General features: G+C 53.0%; 9 protein-coding genes. All 9 read right to left on the reverse strand.

Annotated elements, in window-relative coordinates; genetic code table 11:
- Positions 1–6 precede the first annotated feature (6 nt).
- Complete coding sequence (locus tag CWI70_RS06355) at positions 7–3120, reverse strand: efflux RND transporter permease subunit (RefSeq protein WP_126771556.1); 3114 nt, start codon at positions 3118–3120, stop codon at positions 7–9.
- Positions 3110–4396 (reverse strand): efflux RND transporter periplasmic adaptor subunit, encoded by a 1287-nt coding sequence (locus CWI70_RS06360; RefSeq protein WP_126771557.1) that lies wholly within the window; start codon positions 4394–4396, stop codon positions 3110–3112. Before CWI70_RS06360 ends, CWI70_RS06355 begins: the two co-directional genes overlap by 11 nt.
- A 37-nt stretch (positions 4397–4433) precedes the next feature.
- On the reverse strand, positions 4434–4808 hold the full coding sequence (locus tag CWI70_RS06365) for a hypothetical protein (RefSeq protein WP_126771558.1): 375 nt from the start codon (positions 4806–4808) through the stop codon (positions 4434–4436).
- Positions 4809–4829: 21 nt separating this feature from the next.
- Complete coding sequence (locus CWI70_RS06370) at positions 4830–6902, reverse strand: M13 family metallopeptidase (protein ID WP_126771559.1); 2073 nt, start codon at positions 6900–6902, stop codon at positions 4830–4832.
- 103 nt (positions 6903–7005) lie between these two features.
- A complete protein-coding gene (locus CWI70_RS06375) occupies positions 7006–7290 on the reverse strand; it encodes an encapsulin-associated ferritin-like protein (protein ID WP_126771560.1) in 285 nt (94 codons plus the stop codon).
- Between the two features lie 242 nt (positions 7291–7532).
- Positions 7533–8960, reverse strand: a complete 1428-nt coding sequence (lpdA, locus tag CWI70_RS06380; RefSeq protein WP_126771561.1) for a dihydrolipoyl dehydrogenase — start codon at positions 8958–8960, stop codon at positions 7533–7535.
- 89 nt (positions 8961–9049) lie between these two features.
- Positions 9050–10825, reverse strand: a complete 1776-nt coding sequence (gene aceF / locus CWI70_RS06385; RefSeq protein WP_126771562.1) for a dihydrolipoyllysine-residue acetyltransferase — start codon at positions 10823–10825, stop codon at positions 9050–9052.
- 21 nt (positions 10826–10846) lie between these two features.
- On the reverse strand, positions 10847–13516 hold the full coding sequence (gene aceE, locus CWI70_RS06390; protein ID WP_126771563.1) for a pyruvate dehydrogenase (acetyl-transferring), homodimeric type: 2670 nt from the start codon (positions 13514–13516) through the stop codon (positions 10847–10849).
- 9 nt (positions 13517–13525) lie between these two features.
- Entirely contained in the window at positions 13526–14281 is a 756-nt protein-coding gene (gene pdhR / locus CWI70_RS06395) for a pyruvate dehydrogenase complex transcriptional repressor PdhR (protein WP_126771564.1), read from the reverse strand.
- Positions 14282–14353 lie beyond the last annotated feature (72 nt).

A 14353-nucleotide genomic window follows, 5' to 3' on the forward strand; every position in this document is an offset into this window, starting at 1 on the left:
CTTGTCTTACACTTGGCGGCGGTGCCACAAGTAGTACACCGCCGGCAACACCAACAGTGACAACAACGGTGCCAAAATCATACCGCCAATCATCGGTGCGGCAATACGCTGCATCACTTCGCTACCAGTGCCTTGGGTCAACATGATCGGCAACAAACCCGCCACGATGGTAATGACTGTCATCGCTTTCGGCCGCACGCGCAACACTGCGCCTTCTTCAATTGCCTCATAAAGCGTTGCTTGCGTGCGTTCTTTGCGCGCATGCCAAGCATTATTCAAATACAGCAGCATCACCACGCCAAACTCAGCGGCAACACCAGCTAAGGCAATCATCCCCACGCCAACAGCAATCGACAGGTTGTAACCCAACCACCAGATAAACCAGAGGCTACCGGTTAACGCCAATGGCAGTGTGGCCATTATCAACAACGCCTGCTTAAACGAGCGGAAGGTCAAATAGAGCAAGACCAAAATCACCGCTAACGTTGCAGGCACCACTTGTTGCAGCTTCGCTTTGACCCGCTCCATCGACTCGTATTGCCCAGACCACGACAACGAATAACGCGCCGGTAAGTCATAATCGGCCAGCGCCGGTTCGGCGGCGGCAATCACGTCACCCACTGGCGTGCCAGCGTCAACATCAATAAACACCCAGCCGGTAGGCCGCGCATTCTCACTGCGGATCATTGCAGGGCCATCGGTAACTTGCACGTCGGCCACTTGCTCTAAGGTGACCCACGCACCATTGGCACTTAGCAACGGCAGTTGCTTAATCCGCTCAACATGATCACGTAACTTGCGTGGGTAGCGCAGCGTGATCGGGTAGCGCTCGGTGCCTTCAATGGTTTCGGCAATTTGTGCGCCGCCGATAGCGAATTGAATCAAGCGCTGAATACTGGCTTGGTCAATACCATAACGCGCCGCTTCGGCAAGCCGTGGCCGAATCTCAAGATAACGCCCGGCTGCTGGCCGTTCCGCGAACACCGATGCCACTCCAGGCAAATTCGACAGGCGCTCTTCAAGGTCACTACCGATGCGCTGAATTTCACTTAATTCAGGCCCCGCAATCTTCAATCCCAACGGCGTTTTCAAGCCCGTTGAGAGCATATCGATACGGGTCTTGATCGGCTGCACCCAAGCGTTGGTAATACCCGGCACATTCACCGTGGCATCCAACTCGGCAATAATGTCTTGCAGCGTTACCCCCTCGCGCCATTCACTCTCAGGCTTCAACTGAATGGTCGTTTCGAGCATGGTCAGCGGTGCTGGGTCGGTAGCGGTATCGGCGCGCCCGGTTTTGCCAAACACCCGTTCCACTTCCGGCACCTGCTTGATCAGACGGTCGGTACGTTGCAATAGCTCAGCAACCGCGCCAGGACTAATACCAGGCAAGGTGGTCGGCATGTACAGCAAATCACCCTCTTGCATGGTCGGCATAAACTCGCTGCCCATTTTTGACAACGGATAGTAACCACTCACTGTCACCAACACAGCCAGCAGAATAACCGTTTTCGGCATTTTCAACACACCGTGTAGCAACGGCCGATACAACCAAATCAGCGCGCGGGTCAGCGGATTACGCTCTTCGCTGATAATCTTGCCGCGCACAAAATAGCCCATCAGCACTGGCACTAACGTTACCGCCAGTAATGCCGCCGCAGCCATTGCAAAGGTCTTGGTGTAGGCCAATGGTGAGAACAAACGTCCTTCTTGGGCTTCCAGCGAAAACACCGGCACGAAACTCAAGGTAATGATTAACAGCGATAAAAACAAAGCTGGACCCACTTCCACCGTGGCGTTACGGATCAACCGCCAATGCTCAGCCCCTTTGGCTTCTGTGCCGTGCTCTTCGCGATAATGCTGTAGATGCTTATGGGCATTTTCGACCATCACGATGGCCGCATCGACCAGCGCACCAATGGCAATCGCGATGCCACCAAGGCTCATAATGTTGGCATTAATCCCCAACCAACGCATGACAATAAAGCTCATCAACACCGCCAGTGGTAAGGTGATAATCACCACCAACGCCGAGCGCACATGCAACAAGAACAGCACGATCACTAGCCCAACGAAGACCATTTCTTCAATCAGTTTGGTGGTCAGGTTATCCACTGCGCGATGAATCAGGTCGGAACGGTCATAGGTCGGTACAATCTCAACACCGGCTGGTAAACCTTGTTGCAGCGTTTTCAACTTGTCACGGACGCGCTCGATGGTTGCCAAAGCGTTTTCGCCATGGCGCATCACCACAATACCACCGACCACTTCGCCTTCGCCGTTAAGCTCAGCAATGCCACGGCGACTTTCTGGGCCGCGGCGCACGGTCGCAACATCAGCGAGGGTTATCGCGTTCCCCGCAGCACTGCGCACCGGCAATGGCAAATCGCGCAAGTCCTCCAACGACTGAAGGTAACCGGTGCCACGCACCATATATTCAGCTTCGGCCATTTCGACAATACCACCGCCGACTTCTTGGTTGGCACTGGTAATGGTATTGCGAACTTGTTCCAAGGTCAGTCCATAACTTTGCAGCCGATAAGGGTCAATCACGACTTGGTAGGCTTGCACCATGCCACCGACCGTCGCCACCTCGGCAACGCCGGCAACACTTTGCAATTCTTGCTTTAAAAACCAATCTTGCAGGCTCGTCAATTCGCCCAAGTGGCGCTCACCCGAGCGGTCCACTAATGCATACTGAAACACCCAACCGACGCCACTGGCGTCTGGTCCTAAACGCGGTGTAACACCGGCGGGCAGACGCTCAGCGGCTTGATTTAAATACTCCAAGACGCGGCTACGCGCCCAATAGATGTCGGTGCCCTCTTCGAACAAGATGTACAGATAGGAATCGCCGAAAAACGAAAACCCGCGCACTTCGGTCGAACCAGGTACCGCCAACATCAGGTTCGCCAACGGCCACGTCACCTGTTCTTCGACTAACTGCGGTGCTTGCCCAGGGTATGGGGTTTTCACAATCACTTGAACGTCGGATAGATCGGGAATCGCATCCAGTGGTGTGCTACTCATCGCGCGCCAGCCAAACCAAGCCGCAAACAGCGCGGCAATCAGCACCAGCATGCGATTGCCCAAACTCCAATCAATAATTTTAGTGAGCATGCGCGCCTCCGCTAGCTGGCTGTTCGCCACCCATGCGGCTGGCTTTTAGGCTCGCCTCAGAATCCAGCAAGAACTGACCAGAAGTGACGACTTTCTCGCCCTCCTCAAGGCCATGCATGATTTCCGCTTCATCCCCCACAATGAGTCCCACATGCACGTCACGTTGCTCGAAAGTGTCACCAGCGGTTTGCACCACCACGCGATTGCTCGTTCCGGTCAGAATAAGCGCACTCACCGGCACCGCTAAGACATCCCGTTTCGGTCCGCCATAGAGTTCAACTTGCGCTTGCATACCCACTTGAATCTCGGTGGCAGCAATCCCTTGCGGCAGCTTGATGCGGACGCGTTGCGTCTTCGACTGCGGATCAAGCTCAGGATAGATGTAGTCAATTTCGGTTTCGTAAGCGTCCAGCCCAGCTTGTGGTAGGGTGACATCCGCAGGTGCTTGCGGACGTAGCCAATCGCTGTAGCGTTCAGGAACATCGGCGATCAGCCATGCACTGTCATCACCAGTAATCGTCAGCAGCTCGGTGCCAGGCTCGACGTACATGCCTTCAGCCACGTTCAGTGCAGTAACCACACCAGCCTGTTGGGCGTACACCGGTAGCCGGTAAAAGATTTCCTGCGATTTTTCCAGTTGCGCCACTTGTTCGGCACTAAAACCAAGCAGCTCAAGGCGCAGACGGCCATCACGGAGTAAGCGTTTCGATTGCTGTGGCGTCAAAGTATCGACGGCATCAAGCGCTTGCAAAAAGTCCTGCTGCGCAACCACCAGCTCCTTACTGTAGATGCTGTAGAGCGCATCACCTTTGGCAACCTGCTGGCCTTCGCTACGAACAAACAGCTCTTCTAACCAGCCGGACGCACGCGGATGGATGTGCCAACGCGCATTGTCGTTCCATTGCACCGTTGCGAGCGTCGGTAAATAACGCCAAAGCGTTGTACGTTCAACTGCAGCGGTGGTGATACCAAGGTTTTGTTGCATCTGCCCGCTGATTTGCACATTGACTTCCATGGTCGGCTGTTGCGCTTCCAAATCCATACCGCAAATTGGGCAGGTGCCTGGCTCGTCGCGGACGATATGACTATGCATTGGGCAAACATACTGCACTTCGTCAATGCTTTCTTGGTCACCCTGAAGCTGTTGCTCCGCTGGGGTCAATTGGTGGTCATCAGTACCGTGCTGACTGTGATCTTGTGCGTGAGCACTCTGCGCTAGAACATTAACGACCAGTAACAGGGCCAACAGCCCAACCATCCATCGTGGTAAAAACATACATTACTCCTGCAATAACAAACTGAGAAAAAGACGATCAGCTGTTTGCAGGCATCGGTGGACGTTCGAGACGGTCCTTGCGGGTAATAAGGTTTGCTAAGGTAGGTAGCCACTGCCGTTGCTCAGGCAACGCACGGGCTGAAGAAAAGTTGGGCAACAGCGCAAGCGCCGTCGCACCACAATAGTGTTGGCAGTCACTACAACTGCCATCACAGGACATGTGCTCAGCCATCGCGCTGGCTTGCGCGGTAGCTTGTTCACTGTCATCACAGCAGGCATGGTCTGCCGCCATGTCGTGATGTTGCATCGTCATGGTAGTCGCCGCCTCGCCCATAGGCGCAGCAGCGTATGCTGGAGCCACTAAAGGCGCCAGCAATAACAACATTATGAGTATGCGAGTCATCACGTTCATAGCGACAGTCTAACCCATTTCTTACCAGATAGTCACGCGTTCTTCTGGTGCTATGTACATCTCGTCACCTGGCTTCACGTCAAAGGCTTCGTAGAACGCCGGAGCGTTAACGACGGTACCATTTACGCGGTAATACGCAGGCGAATGCGGATCGCTCAAGACTTGGTTACGCGTGTATTCGTCACGTTGCTTGGTTTGCCACACTTGTGCCCAACCCAAGAATACGCGTTGTTCGCCCGTGTAACCATCGAGTACCGGCGAAGGTTCGCCATTCAACGAGTCTTTATAGGCCTTATAGGCAATCGTGACACCGGCTAAGTCACCAATGTTTTCGCCAAGGGTCAGTTTACCGTTCACGAACACGCCTTCGATTGGTTCGTAGGTGTCGTACTGAGCAGCTAACATTGCGCCACGCTCGTCGAACGCTTCGCGGTCACCGTCAGTCCACCAGCTTTGCAGGTTACCGTCGCCATCGTATTTTGAACCTTGGTCGTCAAAACCATGGCCGATTTCGTGACCGATGACGGCACCGATGCCGCCATAGTTGACTGCGTCTTCGGCTTTAAGGTCAAAGAACGGTGGTTGCAAGATACCAGCTGGGAACACGATTTCATTACGCACTGGGCTGTAATAAGCGTTCACGGTTTGTGGCGTCATGCCCCAATCTTCTTCTTTGACGGGCTCGCCAATTTTGCTGATGTTCTCTTGATAATCGAACTCTGATGAACGCTTGTAGTTACCGACCAAGTCGTCTGCGGTCACCACCAGCGCCGAGTAGTCACGCCACTCGCTTGGATAACCAATGTATGGAGTGAATTTGCTTAGTTTTTCCAAGGCTTTTTGCTTGGTTTCTTCGCTCATCCAGTCGAGTTCTTTGATCGATTCGCCATAAGCTTTGATCAAGTTGTCGACCAAGGTTTCCATCCGCTGCTTCGCTTCCGGTGGGAAGTACTCAGCAACATAAAGCTGGCCTAGCACTTCACCGAGAGCACCGTCGGTCGCATCAACACCGCGCTTCCAACGTGGTTGCTGTTCTGGCGTACCGTTAAGTACTTTGCCATAGAACGCAAAGCGGCGGTCGCTGATGTCTTCGCTCAAGGCATTGGCGAAACCATTCACCAAACGCAGGCTCAAATAGTGCTGCCAAGTTTCCAACGGCACGTCTTTGAACATTTCACCGAAGCTCTCGAAGTACGAAGGTTGACGCACAACAGCATCTTGCACCGTCGCAATACCCGCAGCTTCTGTGTAAGCACCTAGATTGAAGTCGCCCATAAGTTCTTTGACTTCATCCATGGTTTTCTTGTTGTAAGTTTTGTCGGCGTTACGGCTCTCAACACGACTCCACTGCACTTCAGCGAGTTTCGTTTCAAGTTCCAGCACGGCGTCAGCCGCAGCTTCTGCTTGCGCATAGTCAACCAAGCCTAAAACATCTTTGATGTACGACTTGTAAGCTTCACGAATTTCGACAAACTTTTCTTCGTCTTTCAGGTAGTAGTCACGATCCGGAAGACCAAGGCCTGACTGGCTCATGTACATGGTGTTGACGTCAGGGTTCTTCGCATCGGCGTAAACGTAAAAACCGAACGGCGAGCTAATGCCGAAACGTGCCATTTGCGCAAAGTGCGCTGCCACTTGATCATGGTTCTGCAAGCTTGCAATGGCTTCGAGATCTGCAGCGATCGGTTCATAACCGAGGCTGTTCAGACGCTCAACGTCCATGAAACTGTTATAGAAATCACCGATTTTATCAGCGTTTGAACCTGGCTCTGGTGAGGCTTCAGCGGCAGTTTCAATGATGTTGCGCAAGCGCTCTTGGTTTTCGTCACGCAGCTCGTTGAATGAACCGATGCGTGAGCGGTCTGCTGGGATCTCGGTTTTCTCGACCCAGCCGCCATTCACATAAGTGAACAGGTCGTCTTGCGGACGCACGCTGGTGTTGAAATCTTGCAAATCCAAACCAGAGGTCAGCTGTTGCTGTTGCACGTCAGCTTGTTGTTCGGTGGCTGTTGATTCTGATGATTGTTGTGGCGAACACGCCGCTACTCCAAGTGCCAGGGCGACACTTAGCGCTAAAGTACTAACTTTACGCATAACTTCCTCTTAAAAATTAAGAGCGATGTTTGCTATTTGCTGTTTGCTGTTCGTTTGGTTTTTCATCGAACAGCAAATAGCCAACAGCGAACAGCGCTTTTCTTTAGTGGCCTATCACGTCTTCGGTGAATAGGTACTCTTTCAATTCTTCGTCAAACTTTTTATCACGCCGGCGGATCCACTCCAACGTCATCGCCGCATGCTCTTTTTCTTCATCACGATTGTGAATCAGAATTTTGCGCAGCTCGTCGTCTTTGCAGACGTCAATGCGTTGATTGTACCAATCCACGGCTTCCAATTCTTCCATGAGGGAAATGATGGCACGATGCATGTCGCGGGTTTCATCCGACAACAGTTCGTAGGGCTCATGATAACCTTCGTTTGCCATAACTCGCTCCTTTCTTTTGTTAAAAAGTCTTTCGGCGAAGTACCTCTTTACCTTACGGGATGCGCCGGAGTTGTACAACTGGAATGATGGGTAGCCCGTGGTTCTACCACGGGGAGTGTCGAATTCAATAAATATGGCGGAAACGTCAGATTGGACCCGTAGTAGAACTACGGGCTACTACGCATACAAAAACACCGCGAGGCCGAGGCGTCGCGGTGTTCGTTTAACCAACGTGGGATTGGTTATTTTTTCTTCGCTTTTTTGTTCGGGAGGTCGGTGATCGAGCCTTCGAACACTTCGGCGGCCAAGCCTACAGATTCGTGTAGGGTTGGGTGCGCATGAATGGTCAAAGCGATGTCTTCAGCGTCACAACCCATTTCGATGGCCAAGCAGACTTCACCGAGCAATTCGCCAGCGTTTGAGCCGACCATTGCACCACCGATGATGCGGTTGTTCTTGTCGAACAACAACTTGGTCATGCCGTCGGTTGCGCCTTGCGCGATCGCGCGGCCTGAAGCTGACCATGGGAACACAGCTGCTTCGTACTCGATGCCTTGTTCTTTGGCTTCTTTCTCGGTCAAACCTGCCCATGCAACTTCTGGGTCAGTGTAGGCAATCGAAGGAATCACTTTCGGATCGAAATAGTGCTTCTTACCGGCAATCACTTCAGCAGCAACGTGGCCTTCGTGTACCGCTTTGTGCGCTAGCATTGGTTGGCCAACCAAGTCACCGATAGCGAAGATGTTCTTCACGTTGGTGCGCATTTGCTTGTCAACTTCAATGAAGCCACGGTCAGAAACGTTCACGCCAGCTTTGTCTGCGCCAACCTTGCCACCGTTCGGAGCACGGCCTACGGCAACCAACACTGCGTCATATTTGACTGGCTTGTCAGGCGCGTTGTCACCTTCGAAAGTCACGTAAATACCGTCTTTCTTCGCTTCAACTTTCGCGGCTTTAGTGTTCAACATGATGTTGTCGAACTTGCCTTTGATGCTCTTCATGAACGGCTTGATGATGTCTTTATCGGCTGGTGGAATCAATTGGTCGGTCATTTCCACAACGTCGATCTTCGAACCTAGCGCGCTGTACACACAACCCATTTCGAGACCGATGATGCCGCCGCCCAAAATCAACATGCGGTCAGGGACAAAACGCAGTTCAAGTGCTGCAGTCGAGTCCCATACGCGCTCGTCGTCATGCGGTACGAAAGGCAGTTTGATCGATTGTGAGCCAGCCGCGATGATGGCGTGCTCAAAGTTGATCACGGTTTCGTTGCCGTCGCTGTCTTTCACTTTCAGCTGCTTGTCGCTGGCGAATTCGCCGTTACCGGTAACGACTTTCACTTTGCGCATTTTTGACATCTGACCAAGACCACCGGTCAATTGGCCGATAACTTTTTCTTTGTGCTTACGAATTTTATCGAGGTCGATTTTTGGCTCGCCAAAAGCGACGCCTTCGTCAGCCATGTGCTTCGCATCTTCAATGTGCTTGGCAAGGTGCAACAAGGCTTTTGATGGGATACAGCCAACGTTCAAACAAACACCGCCAAGGGTGCTGTAACGTTCAACCAATACGGTTTCCAAACCTAAGTCAGCGGCACGGAAGGCTGCTGAGTAACCACCAGGGCCTGCACCGAGTACGACCACTTGGGCATTCATTTCTTTGCTCATGACGACCTCTTACTTTCGTAGAATTTCGTTGAATTCGGTTAACTTTCGCGCGGGGCGGATTATAACAGCCCCAGCGCGATTTGTTTAATTTATAGAACCAGCTTGCGAATATCTGACAATACGTTGCACAGATACACACTAAAGCGCGCAGCAACCGCACCGTCAATGACACGATGGTCGTAAGACAGGCTGGTCGGCAGCATTAAGCGTGGCTCAAAATCTTTGCCATTCCATTTCGGTTTCATTTCACTTTTTGACACACCGAGAATAGCAACGTCAGGGGCGTTAACGATTGGCGTAAATGCCGTACCGCCGATGCCACCAAGACTAGAGATTGAGAAACAACCGCCCTGCATGTCTTGTGCTTTCAGTTTGCCGTCACGCGCACGGGTGCTGACGTCGACCAACTCTTCTGACAATTCGTAAATGCCTTTTTTATCAACATCACGAATGACTGGCACAACCAAGCCCCCAGGGGTGTCCACTGCGATACCGATATGAATGTATTTCTTCATGATCAGGTGCTCGCCGTCTTCGTGCAGTGACGAATTGAACACAGGGTATTCTTGCAGCGCTTTGGCGACGGCCTTCATGATGAACACCAATGGGGTGATCTTCACGCCGTCTTTTTTCTTCGCTTGTAGCTCGTTCTCTTGCTTACGGAATTTCTCGAGTTCAGTGATATCCGCTTCATCGAACTGCGTCACGTGTGGGATGGTTACCCAGTTGCGATGCAAGTTCGGGCCAGAAATTTTCTGGATGCGGGTCATTGGCACTTCTTCGATCTCGCCAAACTTGCTGAAATCGACCTTCGGCGGTGCGATGACTTGTAAGCCACCGGCGCCTTGTGCAGTGCCAGCTGAAGCTGTTGCTTTCGGACGTGAAAGTTCGTATTTCACGTACTCTTGCACGTCTTCTTTCAAGATGCGCTCTTTGCGGCCCGAGCCTTTGACTTGATTCAGGTCGACGCCGAATTCACGGGCCAGGCGGCGAACCGCTGGTGACGCGTAAGCGAGGCCTTCGGCTTTGCCCTTTTTGTCCAGCGGGTGATCCGGGACTGGTGGGGCTTTGCGTTCGCCGGAGGCGGTGACGCGGCCTTCGTCGGATTGGGCATCGGCGTTGTCATCAGATTTGCCCGTGGTAGAACCACGGGGTACATCGGTGTCGGTGGATGATCCCCCCGTGGTAGAACCACGGGGTTCGTCGGCGTCGGTGTCAGCCGATGAGGTGACTTCTAACGTGATGACGAGTGAGCCTTCGCTGACTTTGTCGCCGACGTTGACTTCCACGGACTTGACGGTGCCGGCTTCTGGCGACGGTACGTCCATGGTGGCTTTGTCGGTTTCGAGGGTGATCAGGCCGTCTTCTTTTTCGATGCTGTCGCCTTCGTTGACGAGCACTTCGATAACGTCGACTTCGCCGTCTTCACCGATGTCTGGGACTTTGACTTCGATGGTTTTGGTTTCACCCGTGGTAGAACCACGGGCTACGTCGTCGGAATCGGCATCATCGTTGGCGTCGGATTCACCCGTGGTAGAACCACGGGGTACGTCGTCTTCGGCATCATCGTTGGTGTCGGATTCACCCGTGGTAGAACCACGGGGTACGTCGGCGTCAGCCGACGAGTCGGCGGCTTCGAGCATGGCGATGAGGTCGCCTTCGCTGATTTTGTCGCCAACGCTAACTTTGATTTCGCCCACGGTGCCGCCGAACGGTGCCGGGATGTCCATTGAGGCTTTGTCGCTTTCAACAGTGATCAAACCATCTTCGGCTTCAACGCTGTCGCCTTTGCTCACCAGAATTTCGATGACTTCGACTTCGTCGCCGCCGACATCGGGGGCGAGTACTTCTTTTAAATCTGCCATAGTCGTCTGCGCTCCCGTGGTTTATGCGTAAAGTGGATTGATTTTGTCAGCATCAATGCCGAAGTCTTTGATGGCTTGCGCCACCACTTTCTTGTCGACATCGCCCGCTTTCGCCAACTCCGCAAGCGCCGCGACCACAATGTAGTCTGCACTTACTTCGAAATGACGACGCAAGTTTTCGCGGCTGTCTGAACGACCGAAGCCGTCCGTACCAAGCACACGATACGGCGTAGGTACCCACGCACGAATCTGATCCGCGTACTGCTTCATGTAATCCGTTGCCGCCACCGTCGGGCCTTTGGCCTTTTCTAGTAACTTGGTCACGTAGGCAACTTTCTCTTTCTTGGTTGGATTCAGCATGTTGTAACGGTCAACGTCCAAGCCATCACGTGCCAACTCGTTAAACGAGGTTGCACTGTAGACTTTCGAGGTAATCCCGTACTTGTCTGCCAACATCTCAGCCGCAGCACGCACTTGCTGCAAAATCGTACCTGAACCCAGCAGCTGAACTTCGCCCTTCGCACTCTTCGCTTTATGCGTCTCGAGCTCGTACATGCCTTTGATGATGCCCTCTTCGACACCCTCAGGCATTTCTGGCTGCTGGTAGTTCTCGTTCATCACCGTCAGGTAATAGAACACGTTTTCTTGCTCACCATACATACGACGCAAGCCGTCTTGCACAACCACCGCCACTTCGTAACCGAAGGTTGGGTCATAAGTCACACAGTTCGGTACGGTGTTGAACAGTAAGTGGCTGCTGCCGTCTTGGTGCTGCAAACCTTCACCGTTCAGGGTCGTGCGGCCAGCGGTACCACCGACTAAGAAACCGCGCGCTTGGCTATCGCCAGCCGCCCACACCAAATCCCCCACACGTTGGAAACCAAACATGGAGTAATAGATGTAGAACGGAATCATCGGTTCGTTGTTGGTCGAGTAGCTGGTCGCTGCGGCAACCCATGACGCCATAGCGCCAAGCTCGTTGATACCTTCTTGCAGTACCTGACCTTTCTTGTCTTCGCGATAGTAGGCCACTTGATCCGCATCTTGCGGCTCATATTTCTGGCCTTGGCTGGAGTAAATGCCCACTTGGCGGAATAAGCCTTCCATACCAAAGGTACGGGCCTCATCCGGAATAATCGGCACGATGCGCTGGCCGATTTTCTTGTCTTTCAGCAACGCCGTCAGCACCCGTACAAAGGCCATGGTGGTCGAGATCTGACGATCTCCTGAGCCTTTCAACACGGCATCGAAGGCTTTCAACGCAGGCATTTCTAGCTCAACGTCGGTGTTTGCGCGACGCTTCGGCATGTAACCACCAAGGGCTTCACGACGCTCGCGCATGTATTTCATTTCTGGGCTGTCGTCCGGGAACTTGTAGAACGGAATGTCTTCAAGCTGGTCGTCTTTCACCGGAATATTGAAGCGGTCACGGAAATGTTTGATCGCTTCCATGTCCATCTTCTTCACCTGGTGGGCAATGTTTTTACCTTCACCAGCCGCGCCCATGCCGTAACCTTTCACGGTCTTCGCCAAAATCACTTGTGGGCGACCTTTAGTGTTCACTGCTTTATGGTACGCCGCGTAAACTTTCACTGGATCGTGACCACCACGGTTCAAACGCCAGATGTCTTCATCTGACAAGTTCGCCACCATCTCTTTGGTTTCTTCAGTCTTACCGAAGAAGTGTTCACGCGTGTACGCGCCGCCCTTGGCTTTGTAATTCTGGTACTCACCATCCACGCTGTCTTGCATGATTTGCGCCAGCTTGCCTTCGGTGTCGCGATACAGCAACGGATCCCAGTAGCGGCCCCAAATCACTTTGATCACTTCCCAGCCAGCGCCGCGGAAGGTGCCTTCCAGCTCTTGAATGATTTTGCCGTTACCACGGACCGGGCCATCCAAACGCTGCAAGTTACAGTTGACGATAAAGGTCAGGTTATCCAAGCCTTCACGGGTCGCAAGGCTAATCGCGCCCAATGTTTCTGGCTCATCCACCTCGCCGTCACCCAAGAATGCGTAAACGCGTTGGTTCGAGCAATCTTTAATGCCACGGTCAGTCAAATACTTCAGGTACCGCGCTTGGTAAATCGCTTGGATCGGACCTAAGCCCATCGATACCGTTGGGAACTGCCAAAAATCAGGCATTAATTTCGGGTGCGGGTACGAGCTGATGCCCTTGCCGTCAACTTCTTGACGGAAATTATCGAGCTGCTCTTCGCTAATGCGGCCTTCTAAATAAGCGCGCGCGTAGATACCCGGTGAGGCGTGACCTTGAATAAACAAGAAGTCACCGCCGTCTTGATCGGTCGGTGCGCGGAAGAAGTGGTTAAAGCCAATGTCGTACAGCATCGCTGACGACGCAAAGCTGGAAATATGACCGCCTAACTCGAGCTCTTTCTTCGAGGCGCGCAAGACCATCGCCAATGCGTTCCAACGAATCGCCGCACGTACCCGTGCTTCCATGCTCTGGTCGCCTGGCATGGTCGGCTCTTGGCTGGCTGGAATGGTGTTCAAGTACGCCGTGGTAGCGGCATAGGGCAGGTAAGCGCCGCTGCGGCGGGCTTTCTCAATCAGTGACTCCAACAGGTAATGGCCACGCTCAGGGCCATCTTCTTCCAACACGACTTCGAGGGCGTCGAGCCACTCGCGTGTTTCCTGTGGATCAAGATCGTCTTTCAAATGGTCAGTCATACTTTATCCTTACCCAGTTTGCGTTCGACGTAATGACCGCTGAATCCGCGACTGTTCACGGTTCGAGGCCAATAACGCGTGTTCAATATAGGCTAGCAGCTGATGGCAAGTTTCGCGTGCCTGCTCAGGGTCGCCAGCTTTAATGGCAGTCACAATGTGCTGCCGATGTTCATGAAGTTCCTGCATGACGCCCGGCTTATGTGCGAGGTCCTGCAAGTTTTGTTGAATATTTTTCTGTAACAGTGGCTGCATACTGCGCACTAAGTGTAAGAGGATCACATTATGCGATGCTTCGCAGATACGCAGGTTAAACTCGGTGAGCGCTTGCGCTTGTGCGGCGAGCTCCGTGCCGGGCTCTTGTTTGATGTCGGCAAAGGCCTGCTCGATGCGCGCTAAATCATTTGGCGTGCCGCGCATGGCCGCATAATACGACGAGATACCTTCGAGCGCGTGACGAAACTCAAGCAGGTCGAACTGCGATTCAGGGTGCTGTGTGAGCAGTTCGAGCAGCGGTTCCGCCACGCGCTGCTGCATGTTATCGCAGACGTAAGTGCCACCGCCTTGACGTCGCTCAAGTAAACCGCGTGCTTCAAGTTTTTGAATGGCTTCGCGCAAGCTTGGCCGCGACACTGAAAATTGATGCGCAAGATCCCGCTCCGACGGCAATCGCGCGCCAGCTTCGAGAGTACCGTCGACGATCATTGCTTCAATGCGTTGCATGATCACGTCAGACAGTTTTGTCGGTTGTATGCGGTCAAAAGCCATCAAAAACCTTAAATGCGATGTTCGCTGTTTGCGCTTCGTGGTACCCCGTGGTTCTACCAAGGGTCCAACCAC

The sequence above is a fragment of the Pseudidiomarina homiensis genome, from assembly GCF_003987225.1.
Lineage (GTDB): Bacteria > Pseudomonadota > Gammaproteobacteria > Enterobacterales > Alteromonadaceae > Pseudidiomarina > Pseudidiomarina homiensis.

Bases quoted from the DNA above. Each gene is read 5' to 3' on its own strand.
- CWI70_RS06355 (WP_126771556.1), bottom strand. From the start codon at position 3,120: ATGCTCACTAAAATTATTGATTGGAGTTTGGGCAATCGCATGCTGGTG.
- CWI70_RS06360 (WP_126771557.1), bottom strand. From the start codon at position 4,396: ATGTTTTTACCACGATGGATGGTTGGGCTGTTGGCCCTGTTACTGGTC.
- CWI70_RS06365 (WP_126771558.1), bottom strand. From the start codon at position 4,808: ATGAACGTGATGACTCGCATACTCATAATGTTGTTATTGCTGGCGCCT.
- CWI70_RS06370 (WP_126771559.1), bottom strand. From the start codon at position 6,902: ATGCGTAAAGTTAGTACTTTAGCGCTAAGTGTCGCCCTGGCACTTGGA.
- CWI70_RS06375 (WP_126771560.1), bottom strand. From the start codon at position 7,290: ATGGCAAACGAAGGTTATCATGAGCCCTACGAACTGTTGTCGGATGAA.
- lpdA (WP_126771561.1), bottom strand. From the start codon at position 8,960: ATGAGCAAAGAAATGAATGCCCAAGTGGTCGTACTCGGTGCAGGCCCT.
- aceF (WP_126771562.1), bottom strand. From the start codon at position 10,825: ATGGCAGATTTAAAAGAAGTACTCGCCCCCGATGTCGGCGGCGACGAA.
- aceE (WP_126771563.1), bottom strand. From the start codon at position 13,516: ATGACTGACCATTTGAAAGACGATCTTGATCCACAGGAAACACGCGAG.
- pdhR (WP_126771564.1), bottom strand. From the start codon at position 14,281: ATGGCTTTTGACCGCATACAACCGACAAAACTGTCTGACGTGATCATG.